This is a genomic window from Streptomyces sp. NPDC088706 (genome assembly GCF_044752765.1).
Lineage (GTDB): Bacteria > Actinomycetota > Actinomycetes > Streptomycetales > Streptomycetaceae > Streptomyces.
Window position 1 is genome coordinate 200,265 of sequence record NZ_JBIVLW010000005.1, and the last position, 17,666, is coordinate 217,930.

Genomic DNA, 17,666 nt, shown 5'->3' on the forward strand with positions numbered 1-17,666 from the left:
CGCTATCCGTACCGGGGCTCTGCCCGCACAATAGATGCGATGCCGGAATACGAATTTGTCGACGTGTACGTGCCGCGCGGGGTCTCCCGCAAGGAAGCGGCCCGACTCCTGACCGACCACGCCGAGTACGGACACTGGGAACTGGACCGCCTGACGCTGCGCCGCGACGGCAGCCGCAGAGTGCGGCTGCGCAGACGGATCATCCGTCAGCTACGAGCCACCTGGTGACAGGGAACGGGCCCCGCGGATGCGGGGCCCGTCCGTGTTCGTCCTGCTGTGCCCGGTGGGAGCGCCCGGATCAGGCGGCGCTGCGGGAGCGGCGGTAGAGCACCGATCCCATTCCGGCCAGCAGCAGTCCGGCGCTCGCCGGGATGAGCGTCTCCAGGGAGCCCGCGCCGGTCTGGGCGAGCTGCTCCTCCGGCTCGAGGTGGGGCTCGGGCACGTTCGGCTCGGGCGGCTGGTCGACCGGTGGGTCGACCGGCTCCTCCGGCGTGACCGGGGGCTTCTCCGGCTCCTCCGGCGGCGGAGGCGGCGGCTCGGCGTCGTTGGAGCAGCTGTTGCCGAAGGTCGGGTTCAGCAGCCCGATCACGGAGACGCTGTTGCCGCAGACGTTCACGGGGATGTCGATCGGCACCTGGACGGAGTTGCCGGAGAGGATGCCGGGCGAGCCCTGCGCGACCCCTTCCGCACCCGCGCCACCGGCCCGGTGACGGCCCGTGCCGGGCTCGCCGTGCTGGTCCGTCGCGCTGGTGCTTCCGGCCTGCGCCCCGTTGCCGCTCCGCGCCCCGTCGGCGGAGCCGTCGGCGATACGGTTCTGCGGCCCGGAGTCCCGGCTCGATTCCGCCGAGTCGTTCTCGCAGTCGTTGCCGAACGTCGGGTTGATGAGGCCGCCGACGGTGACCGAGTTGCCGCAGACGTTGACCGGGATGTCGATCGGGACCGAGACCGAGTTGCCGGACAGCACGCCCGGCGAGCCCGTGGCCGTAGCGGCCGCACCGGCGTCGGCGTGGGCGTAGCCGCCACTGAGAGCGAGGACCCCGCCCGCCGCCGCCATGGTGATCAGGCCTTTACGAGTGACCTGTCGCATAGGTTCGTTTCCTGCCTTCTGCCTTCCGAAAAACCCCCGGACATGACCGTGCGGGAGCCGAATGCCGAACGGTCCCGGAGTGCATGGCACGCACTCCGGGACCGACCGAGCTCAAACCCTTATGGGTTGACGCACAACGTCACGCGTTGACGCAGGTGTTGCCGAAGGCGGGGTTCAGCAGCCCGATCACGGAGACCGTGTTGCCGCACAGGTTGATCGGCACGTGGACCGGGACCTGGACGACGTTGCCGGAGAGCACGCCGGGGCTGCCGATGGCCGCACCCTGGGCGCCCGCGTCGGCGGAAGCCATGCCCGCACCCGCGAGAACGAGGCCACCGGTGGCAGCCGCAACTGCGACGACCTTCTTGATCATGATTCCTCCTAGTTGGAAAACGCGGTCCCAGCCGCGGACCGCACACCTTGTAACGAGGAGGATGGGGCAGAGCTACGTGTGAACGACGCGTTTCACTCTTTCGGTCAGATACGCACAGGCGGTCGAATCGCGTGCGGGGCCGGTCAGCAGTGGTCGATGAACCGGTCGAGCACCCGCACGCCGAACTGCAGGCCGTCCACCGGGACCCGCTCGTCGACACCGTGGAACATCCCCGCGAAGTCCAGCTCCGGCGGCAGCTTCAGCGGGGCGAAGCCGAAGCCCCGGATGCCCAGGTCGTCGAAGGACTTGGCGTCGGTGCCGGCCGAGAGCATGTACGGCACAGCGCGGGCGATCGGGTCCTCGGCCACCAGGGCGGTCTGCATGGCGTCGACCAGGGCGCCGTCGAACGTGGTCTCCAGCGCCTTGTCCGCGTGCACGTCCTCGCGCTTGACGTTGGGGCCCAGGATCCGGTCCAGATCGGCGAGGAACTCCTCCTCGTACCCCGGCAGGTACCGGCCGTCGACGTGGGCGGTCGCCTGGCCCGGGATCACGTTGACCTTGTAGCCGGCACCGAGCTGGGTGGGGTTGGCGGTGTTCTGCAGCGAGGCCCCGATCAGCTTGGAGATGCCGCCGAGCTTGGCCAGCGTCTCGTCCATGTTCTCCGGGTCCAGCTCGGTGCCGAGCGCGTCCGAGAGCTCGTCCAGGAAGTGCCGCAGCGTCTTGGTGACGCGCACCGGGAACTTGTGCCGCCCCAGCCGCCCGACCGCCTCGGACAGCTCCGTGATCGCGTTGTCCTTGTGGATCATCGACCCGTGCCCGGCGGTGCCGTCCACGGTGAGCTTCATCCAGTGCATGCCCTTCTGGGCCGTCTCCACCAGATAGAGGCGCAGCTTCTCGTTGACGGTGAACGAGAACCCGCCGACCTCGCTGATCGCCTCGTTGACGCCCTCGAAGAGCCCGGGGTGGTGGTCGACGAGGTAGCGGGCCCCGTACGTACCGCCCGCCTCCTCGTCGGCGACGAAGGCCAGCACGATGTCGCGCGGGGGCTTGCGGCCGGTGCGCATCCGCTCGCGGACGACCGCGAGGGTCATCGCGTCCATGTCCTTCATGTCGACGGCACCCCGGCCCCAGACGCAGCCGTCCGCGATTTCTCCGGAGAACGGGTCGTGCGTCCAGTCAGCGGCGTTGGCCGGCACGACGTCGGTGTGCCCGTGGATGAGCAGGGCGGGCCGGGAGGGGTCCTCGCCCTCGATCCGGGCGACGGTGGAGGCGCGGCCCTTGTGCGACTCGAAGATCCGCGGCTCCAGACCCACCTCGGCGAGCTTCTCCGCCACGTACTCGGCGGCGAGCCGCTCGCCGGGGCCCGAGTGGTCACCGTAGTTGCTGGTGTCGATCCGGATCAGGTCGCGACAGAGGTCCACGACCTCCCTCTCGGCGTTGCCGCCGCTGACGGTGCTGCCCGTGCTGCTCTCGCTCACGCTGCTTCCTTCCGCTGTCGCTGTGCTGCTCCCCCTCATCCTCCCGCGCCCACGGCCCACACCCAAGGCCGTACACCCCCCGTCACGCACCGTTCACAGCCATCGGGGCGTGATCGAGCACCCTCGAATGTTTGCTATGGTTTTCCACGTCGGAACGGGCACGGCCCGCGAGACAGACACCTTGTCCGGGTGGCGGAATGGCAGACGCGCTAGCTTGAGGTGCTAGTGCCCTTTATCGGGCGTGGGGGTTCAAGTCCCCCCTCGGACACCAGCAGGAGCCCCACTTCGGTGGGGCTCTTTTGCGTCACCGGGCCACGGCGGAGAGGGGCGACGATGAGGGGCCGCAGGAAGGCGCCCGCAGCGCCCCTTCCCCAGCGAGGCGGCATCGATGCCGTACGGGTGCGGCTGCCGGAGGATCCGGACGGGGGCTGGGGGACGGTCGGGGAGCATCTGGTCGCGCGGTTCGGCGGGGCGATCGGGGCCGCGCGGGTGGCGGCGATGCTCGACGAGGGGCGGTTCGTCGGGGCCGGCGGGGTCGCGGTGCGGGGCGATGAGCCGTACACCGCCGGGCGGAGTCTCTGGTTCCACCGGGACTTCGCGGCCGAGGAGCCGGTGCCCTTCCCCATCGGGATCGTGTACCGGGACGCGCACCTGGTGGTCGCCGACAAGCCGCACTTCCTCGCCACCACGCCCCGGGGGCGGCACATCACCGAGACCGCGGTGGCGAGGCTGCGGCGGGAGCTGGGGCTGCCCGCGCTCCAGCCCGCGCACCGGCTGGACCGGCTGACCGCGGGGCTCGTGCTCTTCGTGGTGCGGCCGAAGGAGCGGGGGGCGTACCAGACGCTGTTCCGGGACCGGCTGGTGGACAAGGAGTACGAGGCGGTGGCCCCGTACGACCCGGAGCTGGTCCTCCCCCGGACCGTACGGAGCCGGATCGTGAAGGAGCGCGGGGTGCTCGCAGCCCGGGAGGAGCCGGGTGAGGCGAACAGTGAGAGCCGGGTGGAGCTGGTGGAGCACCGGGGCGGGGTCGGGCGCTACCGGCTGCTGCCCGCTACCGGGCGGACGCATCAGCTGCGGGTCCATATGAACGCGCTGGGGGTGCCGATCGTCCACGATCCGCTGTATCCGGTGGTGGAGCCGGAGGGGGTCGTGGAGGACTGGGCGCGGCCGTTGCAGTTGCTGGCGCGACGGCTGGAGTTCACCGATCCGGTCAGCGGGGAGCCGCGCCGCTTCGAGAGCGGGCTGCGGCTCTCCGCCTGGCCCGAGGAGTGACGTAGGCGGTCGTCAGTGGCCGCGCTTGATCCAGTCGTCGAGTTGCGGGGCCTCGGCGCCGATGGTGGTGGGGTCGCCGTGGCCCGTGCGGACCGTGGTGTCGCCCGGCAGGGTGAGCAGTCGGTCCCGGATCGAACCGATGATCGTCGGGAAGTCCGAGAAGGACCGGCCGGTGGCGCCGGGGCCGCCCCGGAAGAGCGTGTCGCCGGTGAAGACCGTGGCCAGGTCGGGGGCGTACAGGCAGACGCTGCCGGGGGCATGGCCCGGGGTGTGCAGGACCGTCAGGGTGGTGCCGGCGACTTCCAGCTCCTGCCCGTCGGCGAGGGGGCCGTCGGGGGTCCGTTCCGGGTGCGTGCGCAGCCACAGCGGGAGGTCGTGCGGGTGCAGCAGGATCGGGGCGCCGGTGGCCCGGGCGAGGGCGGGGGCCGCGTCGATGTGGTCGTTGTGCGCGTGGGTGCAGACGATGGCGCGCAGCGTACGGCCGCCGAGCGCGGCCTCGATGGCTGCGGCGTCGTGCGCGGCGTCGATGACGATCGCCTCGGTGTCGTCGCCGACGATCCAGACGTTGTTGTCGACGTCCCACTCGCCGCCGTCGAGGGCGAAGGTGCCGGAGGTGACCAGGTGGTCGATGCGGGCGCTCATCAGAAGACCACCACCGAGCGGAGGACGTCGCCGTCGTGCATCCGGGCGAAGGCCTGCTCGATGTCGCCCAGGCCGATCGTCTCGGTGACGAAGGCGGCGAGGTCGATGCGGCCCTGCTGGTGGAGGTCGACGAGCATCGGGAAGTCGCGGGAGGGCAGGCAGTCGCCGTACCAGGAGGACTTGAGCGAGCCGCCGCGGCCGAAGACGTCCAGGAGCGGTAGTTCGAGCTTCATGTCCGGGGTGGGGACGCCGACCAGGACGACCGTTCCGGCGAGGTCGCGGGCGTAGAAGGCCTGCTCGTACGTCTCCGGGCGGCCGACGGCCTCGATGACGACGTCGGCGCCGTTGCCGTCGGTGAGGGCGCGGATCGCCTCGACGGCGTCGGTGGAGCGGGAGTTGACGGTGTGGGTGGCGCCCATCGTCTTCGCCGTCGCCAGCTTCCGGTCGTCGATGTCGACCGCGATGACCTTCGCCGCACCCGCGAGGCGGGCCCCGGCGATGGCCGCGTCGCCGACGCCGCCGCAGCCGATGACGGCGACCGAGTCGCCGCGCCCGACCTGACCGGTGTTGATGGCTGCGCCGATGCCCGCCATCACACCGCAGCCCAGCAGTCCCGCGACCTCGGGGGCGACTGCGGGGTCGACCTTGGTGCACTGGCCGGAGGCGACCAGGGTCTTCTCGGCGAAGGCGCCGATGCCGAGGGCGGGCGACAGATCCGTACCGTCGAGGAGCGTCATCTTCCGCTTGGCGTTGTGGGTGTCGAAGCAGTACCAGGGGCGACCGCGCAGACAGGCACGACACTGCCCGCACACCGCACGCCAGTTGAGGATGACGAAGTCGCCGGGGGCGACGTCCGTGACGCCCTCGCCGACCGACTCCACGACGCCCGCCGCCTCGTGGCCGAGGAGGAAGGGGAACTCGTCGTTGATCCCGCCCTGTTTGTAGTGCAGGTCGGTGTGGCAGACGCCGCACGCCTGGATCTTCACGACGGCCTCCCCGGGACCGGGGTCCGGGATCACGATCGTCTCGACCCGCACGGGCTCGTTCTTCCCCGGTGCGATGACCCCTTGCACCTGCTGCGCCATACCGTGCTCTCCCTGCTCCTGAGATTTCACGAAGATCGAACGCGGACCACCGTACGCCTCGGGACACCCCTTAGGGAGCCAGCACGTCCAGCTCGTGCAGGGCGCCGACCGCGATCTCCTTGGTGATCCGCTCGGCCGCCTCCGGGTCGCCTTCGCGGACCGCCTCGGCGAGCCGGACGTGCAGGGTGACGGCGGCCGGGTCGGGGTCCTCGAACATCACCTGGTGGTGGGTGCGGCCCGCGAGCACCTCGGCGACGACGTCCCCGAGGCGGGCGAACATCTCGTTGCCGGAGGCGTTCAGGACGATCCGGTGGAAGGCGATGTCGTGTTCGAGGTAGCCCTCCAGCTGCTGGCCGCGGGAGGTGGCGACCATGCCGAGGGCGCGTTCGGTGAGTTCGGCGCACTGCTCGGCGGTGGCGTGGCGGGCGGCGAGGGAGGCGGCGACCGGTTCGATCGCGGAGCGCAGCACCGTGAGGGAGCGCAGCTGGCGCGGGCGGTCGGCGCCGGCCAGGCGCCAGCGGATGACCCGGGGGTCGTAGACGTTCCAGGTCTCGGTGGGGCGGACGGTCACCCCGACCCGGCGGCGGGACTCGACCAGGTGCATGGACTCCAGGACGCGGACCACCTCGCGGACGACCGTGCGGGAGACGTCGAAGCGCTGGGCGAGCTCGTCGGTGCGTAGGACGCTGCCGGGCGGGCACTGACCGGAGGAGATCTCCAGACCCAGGGCGTCCAGCACATGGGTATGCAGCCCCTGGCTCTGTGTGGTCATGGGTCAAGCCTACGGGGCGACCCTGGGGAACAAAAAGTACGACTTTTGCATCACAGACTCTTGAATAAGTCGTACCTAATAGGTTTCAGTAGCGCGACGGACCGATGTCGACGAAGACAGCGAGGCACCCTATGAGCACCCCCCATGTCGTCGTGGTGATGGGCGTAGCAGGAACCGGCAAGACCACGATCGGTCCCCTGCTCGCCGACGAACTCGGCGTCCCGTACGCCGAGGGCGACGACTTCCATCCCCCGGCGAACATCGAGAAGATGTCGGCCGGCACCCCGCTGGACGACGACGACCGGGGGCCCTGGCTCGATGCCATCGGTGAGTGGGCGCACGGGCGGGCGGGGCTCGGCGGAGTCGTCTCCAGCTCGGCCCTCAAGCGGGCCTACCGCGACCGGCTGCGGGACGGGGCGCCGGGCGCCGTCTTCGTGCATCTGACCGGCGACCGGGCACTGATCGAGGAGCGGATGGCCGAGCGCAAGGGCCACTTCATGCCCACCGCGCTGCTCGACTCCCAGTTCGCGACGTTGCAGCCGCTCCAGGCCGACGAGGCCGGGGTGAGCGTCGACGTGTCCGGCACCCCCGAGGAAATCACCCAGCGAGCCGTCGCCGCACTGCGCCGGCTCGACACCTGAGGATCATCACCGTGACCAGTCTCAGCGTCGAGATGCTGGCAGCGGACGCCGCCGAACCGATCACGTCGGCAGGCAACGCGCAGTTGGGCATCGCCGTTCTGGCGGGCATCGCCGTCATCGTTCTCCTGATCACCAAGCTCAAGATGCACGCCTTCCTGGCGCTGACCATCGGTTCGCTGGCACTCGGCTCCTTCGCGGGAGCGGCCCCGGCCGACACGATCGCCAGCTTCACCGCCGGCCTCGGCTCCACGGTCGCCAGCGTGGGCGTGCTCATCGCGCTCGGCGCCATTCTGGGCAAGCTGCTCGCCGACTCCGGCGGCGCCGACCAGATCGTCGACACCATCCTGGCGAAGGCGAGCCGGCGGGCCATGCCGTGGGCGATGGTCCTGATCGCCTCGATCATCGGCCTGCCGCTCTTCTTCGAGGTCGGGATCGTGCTGATGATCCCGGTGGTGCTGCTCGTCGCCAAGCGCGGCAACTTCTCGCTGATGCGGATCGGTATCCCGGCGCTGGCCGGACTCTCCGTGATGCACGGGCTCATCCCGCCGCACCCCGGCCCGCTGGTCGCCATCGACGCGCTGGACGCCAACCTCGGTGTGACTCTGGCGCTCGGTGTGCTGGTCGCCATCCCGACGGTGATCATCGCCGGTCCGGTCTTCGCCCGCTACGCAGCGCGCTGGGTGGACATCGAGCCACCGGAGAAGATGATCCCGCAGCGCCCGTCCGAGGAGCTGGACCGTCGCCCGAGCTTCGGTGCCACCCTGGTGACGATCCTGCTGCCGGTCGTGCTCATGCTGCTCAAGGCCCTCGTCGAGATCGTGGTGGACGACCCCGAGAACCACGTCCAACGGGTCACGGACGTCATCGGCTCCCCGCTGATCGCCCTGCTCGCCGCCGTCCTGCTCGGCATGTTCACCCTCGGCCGGGCCGCCGGGTTCACCAAGGGCCGGCTCTCCGGGACCGTGGAGAAGTCGCTCGCGCCGATCGCCGGGATCCTGCTGATCGTCGGCGCCGGCGGCGGCTTCAAGCAGACGCTGATCGACGCCGGGGTGGGCCAGATGATCCTGGACTTCTCCGAGAACTGGTCGATCCCCGCCCTGCTGCTCGGCTGGCTGATCGCCGTCGCGATACGCCTCGCCACCGGTTCGGCCACGGTCGCCACGATCTCCGCCGCCGGTCTGGTCGCCCCGCTCGCGGCCGACATGTCGACCTCGCACGCGGCCCTGCTGGTCCTCGCGGTCGGCGCCGGTTCACTCTTCTTCAGCCATGTGAACGACGCCGGGTTCTGGCTGGTGAAGGAGTACTTCGGGATGGACGTCGGCCAGACCGTGAAGACCTGGTCGGTGATGGAGACGCTCATCTCGGTGGTGGCGATGGCCTTCATCATGCTGCTGTCGCTGTTGCTGTAGCGGCCGGACCACCTCCGTACGCGACCACGGACGCGCCCGCCCCCGTCGACCGGGGCGGGCGCGTCCGTGCGCACGGGGTGTTCGGCTCAGCGGCGGACGGCCTCGCTCTCGGCCGCCTTCTCCAGCTGGAACGCCTCGTTGCCGAGGCCGATGCGGGCGTGCACCTCGGGCTTGACCGAGCGCAGGACGGCTCCGTAGATCAGACCGCCGACGAGGGCCAGGACGATCACGCCGGGCAGCAGCCAGTTGAGCGCCGAGCCGGGGCCCGAGCCCACCAGGACGTCGAAGTCGCGGACGGTGAAGACGGCGATCGCCAGGAGCGCGATCCCGGCGAGGCCGGAGGCGACCAGGCGCGGGGCCTGGGCGCGGCCCGCACCGCGCTTGACGAAGAAGGCGATGACGGCGAAGGAGGCGGCGGCCATCAGCAGGATGACGCCCAGCGCCCCGACGTTGCCCATCCAGGTGAACAGGCGCAGGACCGGGACGGTGGGGTCGCCGATGTGGTTGCCGTCGGTGAAGGCGAAGGCCAGCACGATGACGACGGAGACCAGGGACTGGAGCAGCGAGCCGGTGCCCGGTGCGCCGCTCGCCCGGTTGGTACGGCCGAAACGGGCGGGCAGCAGCCCTTCGCGGCCCATGGCGAACGCGTAGCGGGCGACCACGTTGTGGAAGCTGAGGAGCGCCGCGAACATGCCGGTGACGAAGAGGATGTGCAGAACGTCGGTGAAGGTGGCGCCGAGCCGCTCCTCGGTGAGGCCGAACAGCATGCCGGGGCCCTCCTTGAGGGAGGTGTCGGCGATGAAGCCGGGGCCGGCGGCGACGGTCAGGGCCCAGGAGCTGATGGCGAGGAACAGCGCCGCGTAGCCGACGGCGAGGAACATCACCCGGGAGACCACGATCTGCGGGCGGCTGGTCTCCTCGGCGTAGACCGGTGCCTGCTCGAAGCCGACGAACGCGGCGATGCAGAAGCAGAGCGCGGTGGAGAGCCCGGCGCCGGTGAGGGTCTGGGGGTTGAACGCCTGCAGCGAGAGCTCCTCGGGGCCCGGCTGGGACACGGCGGCGATGTCGAAGACCACGACGAGGAGGCACTCGACGACCAGCAGGACGCCGAGGACCTTGGCGTTCAGGTCGATCTTCAGCCAGCCGAGGACGCCGACCACGACCACCGAGATCAGCGCGGGTATCCACCACCGCACGTCGATGCCGGCGTAGGTCGAGAGGATGCCGGAGACCTCGAAGCCGAGGATGCCGTAGATGCCGACCTGCATCGCGCTGTACGCGACCAGCGCCACGAGTGAGGCGCCCGCGCCTGCCGTCGGGCCCAGGCCCCGGGCGATGTACGCGTAGAAGGCGCCGGCGTTGTGGACGTGGCGGCTCATCTCCGCGTAGCCGACGCTGAACAGCATCAGGACGGCGCCCAGGATGACGTAGAGCAGGGGCTGGCCGACGATGCTCATCACGCCGAAGACCGTGGGCATCACCCCGGCGACCACCATCAGGGGGGCGCTGGCGGCGAGTACGGAGAGCAGCAGACCGGGGGTGCCGAGCCGGTTCGCCCGCAGGGCGCGATCCTCACCCTTGTACGTGTTGATCCCGCCGGTACCGCCGGTCAGCCGGGTGGTGCCGGTCTGCCGGGTCCTGCCTGGAGATGAACTGCCCGTCGACATGGCGGGGGTGGTCCCTTCTTCGGTCCTTGGTCTTCGGTCCTTGGTCTTCGGTCTTCTCAGGTGGCGCCGGTCAGGGGGTGCCGAGGGCGTGGTCGCGGGCGGTGGTGAACGCGGTGTACGGGTCGTGGCCCGTGTACGACCAGGGGGCGGCCGTGGCATGCCGGCCGATGCGGTGGAAGAGGGCGGCGGCCTCGGCGGTCCGGCCCTCGCAGACCTTGGCGTGGGCCAGGAAGTTGAGGTCGACGCGGTGGCGGGGGTGATCCTCGCGCTCCCACTCCAGCCACCAGTCGAAGGCGGCCTTCATCACCTGCCGGGCCCGCCGTCCCGACCAGTGCCCCGACGCCACCGGGTCGTCCGGCTCGCTGCCCGCCGCCACCAGCACGCGGTAGCGCTCGGCGTGGGCGATGACGGGAAGCACGGCGAGCGGCGAGTCGGCGGGGGCCTGTTCGGCGGCCCAGGCGGCGAAGTCGTACACCTCGTGGAGCGGGTCCTGTCCGCTCCCGGGGCGGCTCTCGGCGAGTTGCGCGGTCATCACATGGTGGGCGTGGTGATGCTCGGGGTGGCGGGAGCGGACCTCCTCGAAGAGCCTGCCGGACTCGTCGCCGCCGTCGTCACGGCCCCGGTCCAGAAGGAGAAGGGCGAGCCACGGAGTGGGGTCGTCGGGGGTGATCCGGGCGGCGGCCAGACAGGCCTGCCGGGCGCGGGCGATCTCGTCGGCCTTGGCCTTGGGGCGCAGGGCGCGGACGACACGCGCGCAGCCGAGGAGGGTGGTGGCGTCCGCGCTCTCGGGTTCCGCGAGCAGCCAGTCGCCGGCCCAGTCGACGGCGGACGGGATCTCGGCAAGACCCAGGACGCGGTGTCCCCGGCGGTCCCAGTCCTTCCCGGTGGTCACCAGCAGCGCGCGGGCCCCGCCCCATCGCCCCTGGATGAACTGCGTTCGGGCGTCGATGAGTTCGTGGTCGTCCAGAGCCAGGTCGAAGGCATGGTCCGAGCGACCGCCCCGGCGTCGGGAGCGGCCCAGGGGCGGCGGAGGCGGGGACATGCCGCAGACTTCTTTCGACGCGGTGTGCGAGCAGATGATCGCGCACAGCAAAGCGGTAGGAAATGCTCCGAGTCAAGGGGAGGCCGTCGTCAACTCGTGCCCGTTTCCGGATAGTTGGCTGGAAGTTGTCGCATCGGGCGAGGTATTCGCGCAGCGTGCGGGCGGGGTGGGCGAAGGTGGAGTGACGCCTGACACACTGGTGGCATGGAGCCTCGTGAACCTCTGAAACCCTTTCTCCTCGCCTTTCCCGGCCCGTTGCGTGACCAGCTGGTGGCGGCGGTCCTCTCCGGCGAAAAGGTCTCCACCTCCGGGCTGTTGGCCGAGTACGAGCTGGAGCAGGAGGAGCTGCCGCCGGTGGGCGAACGGTCCGCGTTGATCGACTCGCAGGGGCGGGAGGTGGCGGTGCTGGAGCTGACCGGCGTACGGGTGATACCGCTCGGGGAGGTGGACCTGCAGCATGCGCTCGACGAGGGCGAGGGGTACCGGTCTGTGGCCGAATGGCGTGCGGGACACGAGCGGTTCTGGCACGGCGAGGAGATGCGGGAGGCATTGGGCGATCCGTCGTTCACCGTGGACGACGGGACGATGATCGTGGCTGAGCGGTTTCGGGTGGTGCGCAGGTTGGACGGGGGCGGGTCCTCCGGGTGAGGCTCCGAGGCGCCGCCCCGGGCCCCGCTCCTCGATCGCCGGAGGGGCTTGACTTGCGGGTGTGTCCGCGGTCTGCGGACGGGGACTACAGGGCTCGCGCCGCCGCTCGGCCCGCCGCCCGGCCCGAGAAGATGCAGCCGCCGAGGAACGTGCCCTCCAGGGAGCGGTAGCCGTGGACTCCGCCGCCGCCGAAGCCGGCGGCCTCGCCCGCCGCGTACAGGCCGGGGAGCGGGGTGCCGTCCGAGGTGAGGACCTGGGAGGACAGGTCCGTCTCCAGGCCGCCCAGGGACTTGCGGGTGAGGATGTTGAGGCGTACGGCGATGAGCGGGCCGGCCGCCGGGTCCAGGATGCGGTGCGGCTTCGCCGTGCGGATGAGGCGGTCGCCGAGGTAGGCACGGGCGCCGTGGATCGCGGTGACCTGGAGGTCCTTGGTGAAGGGGTTGGCGATCTCACGGTCGCGGGCGGTGATCTCGCGGCGCAGCTCCTGCGCGTCGATCAGGCCGTCGCCGCTGACCGCGTTCATGCCCCGCACCAGCGCGTCCAGGTCCTTCTCCACGACGAAGTCGGCGCCGTGGTCCATGAACGCCTTGACCGGCGCGGGCACGTCCGCGCGGGCCCGCCCGATCACGTCGCGGACCGACTTGCCGGTCAGGTCCGGGTTCTGCTCGGAGCCGGAGAGGGCGAACTCCTTGCCGATGATGCGCTGGTTGAGCACGAACCAGGTGTAGGCGTGGCCGGACTTCATGATGTGTTCGAGGGTGCCGAGCGTGTCGAAACCGGGGAAGAGCGGGACCGGCAGCCGTTTGCCCCGGGCGTCGAGCCAGAGGGAGGAGGGGCCGGGCAGGATGCGGATGGCGTGCTTGGCCCAGACCGGGTTCCAGTTCTCGATGCCCTCGGTGTAGTGCCACATCCGGTCGCGGTTGATGTGGTGGGCACCCGCCTCCTCGGCGATGCCCAGCATCAGGCCGTCGACGTGGGCGGGCACGCCGGAGAGCAGTTTCTCGGGCGGGGTGCCCAGCCGCTCGGGCCACTGGGAACGGACCAGGTCGTGGTTGCCGCCGATGCCTCCGGAAGTGACGATCACCGCCTGGGCCTTGAGCTCGAAGGCGCTGGTCGCCTCCCGGCCGCTGGCGGTGCCGCGCTCGGCCCCGCTCGGCTCCAGGATCTCGCCGGTGACCGTGTCCAGCGCCCCGGCCGTGCGGGCGAGACCGGTGGCGCGGTGGCGGAACCTCAGCTGGACGAGCCCCTTGGCGACGCCGGCGCGCACCCGGCGCTCGAAGGGTGCGACGACGCCGGGTCCGGTGCCCCAGGTGATGTGGAAGCGGGGTACGGAGTTGCCGTGGCCGGTCGCGTCGTAGCCGCCGCGCTCCGCCCAGCCGACGACCGGGAAGATCCGCAGCCCCTGCTGGTGCAGCCAGGAACGCTTCTCCCCGGCCGCGAAGTCGACGTACGCCTCGGCCCACTTCTTCGGCCAGTGGTCCTCCTTGCGGTCGAACCCGGCGGTGCCGTACCAGTCCTGGAGGGCCAGTTCCCGGCTGTCCTTGATCCGCAGCCGGCGCTGCTCGGGCGAGTCGACGAGGAAGAGGCCGCCGAAGGACCAGTGTGCCTGCCCGCCGATGGACTGCTCGGGCTCCTGGTCGAGGACGATCACGGAGCGGCCGGCGTCGACCAGCTCGGCGGTGGCCACGAGTCCGGCGAGCCCCGCCCCGATCACGATGACATCAGCGTCGTACGCCATGGGTTCCATCCTGTCGGGGAGGCTCGGGACGAGGCACGGGAGGACTCGGGGAAGCTCGGAGGAGCTCGGAGGAGGTCGGAGGGGCGGCAAGTTACCCGTGCGTCAGATCTTGGGTACGGGCCGCTGCCACGTCAACCGTCCGGGTGCTGTTGGATGAAACGCATGACGCCTTCCGAGGAGATCCTGGACATCGTCGACGAGAACGACGAGGTCGTCGGGCGGGCCCCGCGCGGCGAGGTGACCGCCCGGGGCCTGCGCCACCGCTGCGTCTTCATCGAGGCGCGCGACGCGACGGGGCGTCTGTTCGTCCACCGCCGGACGGCCACCAAGCTGGTCTTCCCCTCGCACTACGACATGTTCGTCGGCGGAGTGGTGGGCGCGGGCGAGTCCTACGACGAGGCGGCGTTGCGCGAGGCGGAGGAGGAGCTGGGGGTCTCGGGGCTGCCGCAGCCCGAGCCGCTGTTCCGGTTCCTGTACACAAGCGCCGAGCACACCTGGTGGTCCGCCGTCTACCAGGTGCGGTGCGAGCTTCCGGTGGCCCCGCAGACCGAGGAGGTCGCCTGGCACACCTTCCTGGACGACGCGGAGCTGGCGGAGCGTCTCGGGGAGTGGTCCTGGGTGCCCGACGGGGTGGAGGCGTACCGGCGGCTGCGGGAGTTCCGGTCCGCCTGATCGGCGACGACACCCCCCTGCGGTGCCCGTATGAACAAGGTGCCCGCGTGACCCTAAGGTGCCCGCGTGAACCCTTAGGTGCCCACGTGACCCTAAGGCGCCCGCGTGAACCCTCAGGTGCCCGCGTGAACCCTGAAGTGCCCGCGTGAACCCTAAGGTGCCCGTGTGAACAAGATCGTGCAGAGCGTCCGGCTGTGGTTCGCCCCGCAGCGGATCAGGGACGAGGGCGAGACACCCGATTACCGGTTCTCCCTCGCCAACGAGCGCACCTTCCTCGCCTGGATCCGGACGGCGCTGGCCCTGATCGGCGGGGGTTTCGCCGTGGACCAGTTCCTGCCGGAGCTGGCCTGGGGCGTCCGGGCGGGGCTCGCCCTCGGGCTGCTGGCCGCGGGGGCGCTGTGCGCGCTGCGGGCGGTCGACCACTGGGTGCGGTGCGAGCGGGCGATGCGGCGCGGGGAGGATCTGCCGGTCTCCCGGTTCCCGACGGTGCTGGGCCTCGTGGTCGCGGTCGTGGCCGTGGCGATGGTGGTGGTGGTCCTCTTCGGCTGGGAGGGCCGATGACCGCGGCGGCGGACCGGGACCCCGGGCTCCAGCCCGAGCGGACCCGGCTCGCCTGGCGGCGCACCACGCTGTCCGCCACGGTGGTGGCGCTGCTCGCCGGGCGGCAGGCGCTGCACAGCGGCGCCACCCCGGCCGCGCTGGTCGCGGTGGCGCTGAGCGTGCCGGCCTGGCTGGGTCTCCTGGCGGTGGCCCACCGCAGGGTGGTGCACATGGGCGTGGCGCGGCCGGAGCCACTCGCGCCGCGCGGGGCGCTCGTGGCGGCGCTGTGCACGGTGGCGTTCGCGGTGTTCGCGGCGGTCATGCTGTTCTGAGTGCCCCATGGGGTTGTCCGGCCGCCCCGGTTGCTTGTCCCGAGTGCACCCGGGGTGGTTCCGGCGTCCCGGTCCGCCTGTTGTCCGTACGCCCCTGGGCGGCTCAGCCGTCCCGGTCCACCGTGACCACGATCTTGCCGCGGGTGCGTCCCTCCTGGTTGAGGCGGTACGCCTCGGCCGCCCGCTCCAGCGGGAAGACCCGGTCCACATGGACGGTGACGATGCCCTGTTCGGCCAGTTCCGCGAGGTGCGCCAGGTCGGCCGCGTCGGGCCGGACGAAGGCGTAGTGGCCGCCGTAGGAGAAGACCTCGCCGTCCGCGATCGAGGCGAGCCTGCCGCCCTCGGCGAGCGTCTCGGCCGAGACCCGCAGCGCTTCGCCGCCCACCGTGTCGAAGGCCGCGTCGATGCCCTCGGGGGCCAGTTCCCGCAACCGGTCGGCGAGCCCGTCCCCGTACTCCACGGGTTCGGCGCCGAGGCTCCTGACGTGCTCGTGGTTGCGGGCGCTCGCCGTGCCGATGACCCGGCAGCCGGTGTGGCGGGCGAGCTGTACGGCGAGCGAGCCGACGCCGCCCGCCGCCGCGTGGACGAGGACGGTGTCGCCGCTGCGGATCTTCAGGGCGCGGTGCAGCACCTGGTACGCGGTGAGCCCGGCCAGGGGCAGGCCCGCGGCCTCCTCGAAGCTCAGGCTCAGCGGCTTGCGGGCGAGGGTGCGCACGGGGGCGGCGACGTACTCGGCGAACGTACCGCGGGAGAGGAAGTCCTCGCGGACATAGCCGATCACCTCGTCCCCGGCCGCGAACTCTTCGACCGCGATGCCCGGTTGCACGACCACACCGGAGACGTCCCAGCCGGGGATCACCGGGAAGACGGCTTCGAGGCCGTCCTTGAGGTAGCCCTCGCGGGCCTTCCAGTCGACCGGGTTGACGGCCGCGGCCCGCACCCTCACCAGGACCGAGTCGGGGCCGACCTTGGGGTCGGGCCGCTCGCCGTACTCCAAGACGCCGGCCGGGCCGTACGCGCTGTAGCTGATCGCCTTCATCCCTCGACCTTCCGCGCCGGTCGCGGTGGCCGCAACTCAGGACGGTCGGATACCTGAACTCCGTTCAGCCAAGTGAACTCTCGCCCGGCGAGCCGGTACTTCCGGGACCCGATTACGGGAGTTCACTGGACGACATACCGACTGGTCGGCATCATGGTCAGCGATCACTCCACCGCCTCGCTCCACCGCCCCGGAGGTACGCCCCATGAGTCCCGTCCCCCCACCAGGTCTCGACCCCGAGCCGCTGCGCGGACACCTCGACCGCGAGCGTCCCGGGCTGGTGCGCGGGCCGCTGGAGGCGCGGCTCATCGAGGGTGGCCGCTCGAACCTCACGTACACGGTCACCGACGGGACCGGCCGCTGGGTGGTGCGCAGACCGCCGCTGGGCCATGTGCTGGCCACCGCGCACGACATGAGGCGCGAGCACCGGGTGATCAGCGCCCTGCACCCCACCGCCGTCCCCGTGCCGGAGCCGGTGCTGCTCTGCGAGGACGACACGGTGCTCGGGGCGCCCTTCTACGTCATGGAGCACGTCGAGGGCACCCCGTACCGCACCGCCGAGCAGCTCGCCCCGCTGGGTCCCGAGCGCTCCCGGGCCGCCGTCCTCGCCCTCGTCGACACGCTGGTCGACCTGCACGCGGTGGACCCGGTGGCCGTGGGGCTCGGGGACTTCGGGCGCCCGGAAGGGTTCCTGGACCGGCAGCTGCGGCGCTGGGGCAAGCAGCTGGACGCGTCCCGCAACCGCGACCTGGCCGGCATCGACGAGCTGCACGCCTCCCTGGGCCGTGAGCTGCCCGTGTCCCCCGCGCCCACCGTCGTACACGGCGACTACCGCCTGGACAACGTGCTGCTCGGGCCGAACGACCGCATCAACGCCGTCCTGGACTGGGAGATGTCCACGCTGGGCGATCCGCTGACCGACCTCGGGCTCCTCGTGATGTACAGCTCCGACCTCGATCTGCCGCACTCCCCCGTCTCCACCACCAGCGGGGCCGCCGGGCACCCCTCCCCCGCCGAGCTGATCGAGCGGTACGCCGCCGGGTCGGGCCGGGACACCTCCGCCATCTCCTGGTACACCGCGTTCGCCTGGTTCAAGCTCGCCGTGATCCTGGAGGGCATCCACTACCGCTACACCCTCGGCCAGACCGTCGGCGCCGGTTTCGACCGGATCGGGGATCTGGTCCCGGTCTTCATCGAGCACGGTCTCACCACCCTCCAGGAAGGCTGAC

At 71.2% G+C, this 17,666-nt stretch carries 20 protein-coding genes and 1 tRNA gene; 11 read left to right on the forward strand and 10 right to left on the reverse strand.

The genetic code is table 11. From position 1 onward, the window contains the following. Positions 1-39: 39 nt before the first annotated feature. Positions 40-228, forward strand: coding sequence for a DUF5703 family protein (locus tag ACIQAK_RS16015; protein WP_003970138.1), 189 nt, complete (start codon positions 40-42; stop codon positions 226-228). Positions 229-298: 70 nt separating this feature from the next. On the opposite strand, the gene ACIQAK_RS16020 is transcribed toward ACIQAK_RS16015, so the two are convergent. The 3 genes from ACIQAK_RS16020 to ACIQAK_RS16030 all read right to left on the reverse strand — a co-directional run bounded on the left by ACIQAK_RS16020 (position 299) and on the right by ACIQAK_RS16030 (position 2,938). Further along, complete coding sequence (locus ACIQAK_RS16020) at positions 299-1,087, reverse strand: chaplin (protein ID WP_366389737.1); 789 nt, start codon at positions 1,085-1,087, stop codon at positions 299-301. A 139-nt stretch (positions 1,088-1,226) separates the two neighbouring features. Further along, on the reverse strand, positions 1,227-1,460 hold the full coding sequence (gene chpH, locus ACIQAK_RS16025; protein WP_015607544.1) for a chaplin ChpH: 234 nt from the start codon (positions 1,458-1,460) through the stop codon (positions 1,227-1,229). Positions 1,461-1,603: 143 nt separating this feature from the next. Further along, entirely contained in the window at positions 1,604-2,938 is a 1,335-nt protein-coding gene (locus ACIQAK_RS16030; protein ID WP_366389736.1) for a M20/M25/M40 family metallo-hydrolase, read from the reverse strand. A gap of 183 nt (positions 2,939-3,121) precedes the next feature. Here ACIQAK_RS16030 and ACIQAK_RS16035 point away from each other — a divergent pair. Beyond that, a tRNA-Leu gene (locus ACIQAK_RS16035) sits at positions 3,122-3,209 on the forward strand. A gap of 62 nt (positions 3,210-3,271) precedes the next feature. Beyond that, a complete protein-coding gene (locus ACIQAK_RS16040) occupies positions 3,272-4,210 on the forward strand; it encodes an RluA family pseudouridine synthase (RefSeq protein WP_366389735.1) in 939 nt (312 codons plus the stop codon). A gap of 12 nt (positions 4,211-4,222) precedes the next feature. Here the strand turns inward: ACIQAK_RS16040 and ACIQAK_RS16045 are convergent, their stop codons facing one another. The 3 genes from ACIQAK_RS16045 to ACIQAK_RS16055 all read right to left on the reverse strand — a co-directional run bounded on the left by ACIQAK_RS16045 (position 4,223) and on the right by ACIQAK_RS16055 (position 6,709). Continuing rightward, on the reverse strand, positions 4,223-4,852 hold the full coding sequence (locus tag ACIQAK_RS16045; protein WP_366389734.1) for an MBL fold metallo-hydrolase: 630 nt from the start codon (positions 4,850-4,852) through the stop codon (positions 4,223-4,225). Beyond that, a complete protein-coding gene (locus tag ACIQAK_RS16050) occupies positions 4,852-5,937 on the reverse strand; it encodes an S-(hydroxymethyl)mycothiol dehydrogenase (protein ID WP_366389733.1) in 1,086 nt (361 codons plus the stop codon). The genes ACIQAK_RS16045 and ACIQAK_RS16050 overlap by 1 nt, the downstream gene beginning before the upstream one ends. Positions 5,938-6,007: 70 nt before the next feature. Continuing rightward, on the reverse strand, positions 6,008-6,709 hold the full coding sequence (locus ACIQAK_RS16055) for an FCD domain-containing protein (protein ID WP_366389732.1): 702 nt from the start codon (positions 6,707-6,709) through the stop codon (positions 6,008-6,010). Positions 6,710-6,840: 131 nt separating this feature from the next. Between ACIQAK_RS16055 and ACIQAK_RS16060 the strand changes: the two genes are divergently transcribed. Together ACIQAK_RS16060 and ACIQAK_RS16065 are read left to right on the forward strand one after the other, a co-directional pair. Next, the gene (locus tag ACIQAK_RS16060; RefSeq protein WP_366389731.1) at positions 6,841-7,350 is read left to right on the forward strand and encodes a gluconokinase; all 510 of its coding nucleotides are present in this window, start codon (positions 6,841-6,843) and stop codon (positions 7,348-7,350) included. A gap of 11 nt (positions 7,351-7,361) precedes the next feature. Then, complete coding sequence (locus ACIQAK_RS16065; protein WP_366389730.1) at positions 7,362-8,759, forward strand: gluconate:H+ symporter; 1,398 nt, start codon at positions 7,362-7,364, stop codon at positions 8,757-8,759. Between the two features lie 86 nt (positions 8,760-8,845). On the opposite strand, the gene ACIQAK_RS16070 is transcribed toward ACIQAK_RS16065, so the two are convergent. Further along, the gene (locus tag ACIQAK_RS16070; RefSeq protein WP_366389729.1) at positions 8,846-10,426 is read right to left on the reverse strand and encodes an APC family permease; all 1,581 of its coding nucleotides are present in this window, start codon (positions 10,424-10,426) and stop codon (positions 8,846-8,848) included. A gap of 70 nt (positions 10,427-10,496) precedes the next feature. Next, positions 10,497-11,468 carry a hypothetical protein gene (locus ACIQAK_RS16075; protein ID WP_366389728.1) on the reverse strand — a complete coding sequence of 324 codons (972 nt, stop codon included), beginning with the start codon at positions 11,466-11,468 and terminating at the stop codon, positions 10,497-10,499. On the opposite strand from ACIQAK_RS16075, the gene ACIQAK_RS16080 reads away from it, so the two are divergent. Both ACIQAK_RS16080 and ACIQAK_RS16085 read left to right on the forward strand, forming a co-directional pair. Continuing rightward, positions 11,467-11,694, forward strand: a complete 228-nt coding sequence (locus ACIQAK_RS16080; RefSeq protein WP_366389727.1) for a hypothetical protein — start codon at positions 11,467-11,469, stop codon at positions 11,692-11,694. The genes ACIQAK_RS16075 and ACIQAK_RS16080 overlap by 2 nt on opposite strands. Then, positions 11,673-12,116 carry an ASCH domain-containing protein gene (locus ACIQAK_RS16085; RefSeq protein WP_366389726.1) on the forward strand — a complete coding sequence of 148 codons (444 nt, stop codon included), beginning with the start codon at positions 11,673-11,675 and terminating at the stop codon, positions 12,114-12,116. Before ACIQAK_RS16080 ends, ACIQAK_RS16085 begins: the two co-directional genes overlap by 22 nt. Before the next feature lie 85 nt (positions 12,117-12,201). Here ACIQAK_RS16085 and ACIQAK_RS16090 read toward each other — a convergent pair whose 3' ends face one another. Next, complete coding sequence (locus ACIQAK_RS16090; protein ID WP_366389725.1) at positions 12,202-13,854, reverse strand: FAD-binding dehydrogenase; 1,653 nt, start codon at positions 13,852-13,854, stop codon at positions 12,202-12,204. 162 nt (positions 13,855-14,016) lie between these two features. On the opposite strand from ACIQAK_RS16090, the gene ACIQAK_RS16095 reads away from it, so the two are divergent. From ACIQAK_RS16095 to ACIQAK_RS16105, 3 genes are all read left to right on the forward strand, one after another. Further along, entirely contained in the window at positions 14,017-14,526 is a 510-nt protein-coding gene (locus ACIQAK_RS16095) for an NUDIX domain-containing protein (protein WP_366389724.1), read from the forward strand. Between the two features lie 165 nt (positions 14,527-14,691). After that, positions 14,692-15,087, forward strand: coding sequence for a DUF202 domain-containing protein (locus ACIQAK_RS16100; RefSeq protein WP_366389723.1), 396 nt, complete (start codon positions 14,692-14,694; stop codon positions 15,085-15,087). Beyond that, positions 15,084-15,398, forward strand: a complete 315-nt coding sequence (locus ACIQAK_RS16105) for a DUF202 domain-containing protein (RefSeq protein WP_366389722.1) — start codon at positions 15,084-15,086, stop codon at positions 15,396-15,398. The genes ACIQAK_RS16100 and ACIQAK_RS16105 overlap by 4 nt, the downstream gene beginning before the upstream one ends. Positions 15,399-15,501: 103 nt before the next feature. On the opposite strand, the gene ACIQAK_RS16110 is transcribed toward ACIQAK_RS16105, so the two are convergent. Further along, positions 15,502-16,437 (reverse strand): NADP-dependent oxidoreductase, encoded by a 936-nt coding sequence (locus tag ACIQAK_RS16110; protein WP_366389721.1) that lies wholly within the window; start codon positions 16,435-16,437, stop codon positions 15,502-15,504. A 205-nt stretch (positions 16,438-16,642) separates the two neighbouring features. On the opposite strand from ACIQAK_RS16110, the gene ACIQAK_RS16115 reads away from it, so the two are divergent. Beyond that, on the forward strand, positions 16,643-17,665 hold the full coding sequence (locus ACIQAK_RS16115; RefSeq protein ID WP_366389720.1) for a phosphotransferase family protein: 1,023 nt from the start codon (positions 16,643-16,645) through the stop codon (positions 17,663-17,665). The last annotated feature ends 1 nt before the right edge of the window (position 17,666 follow it).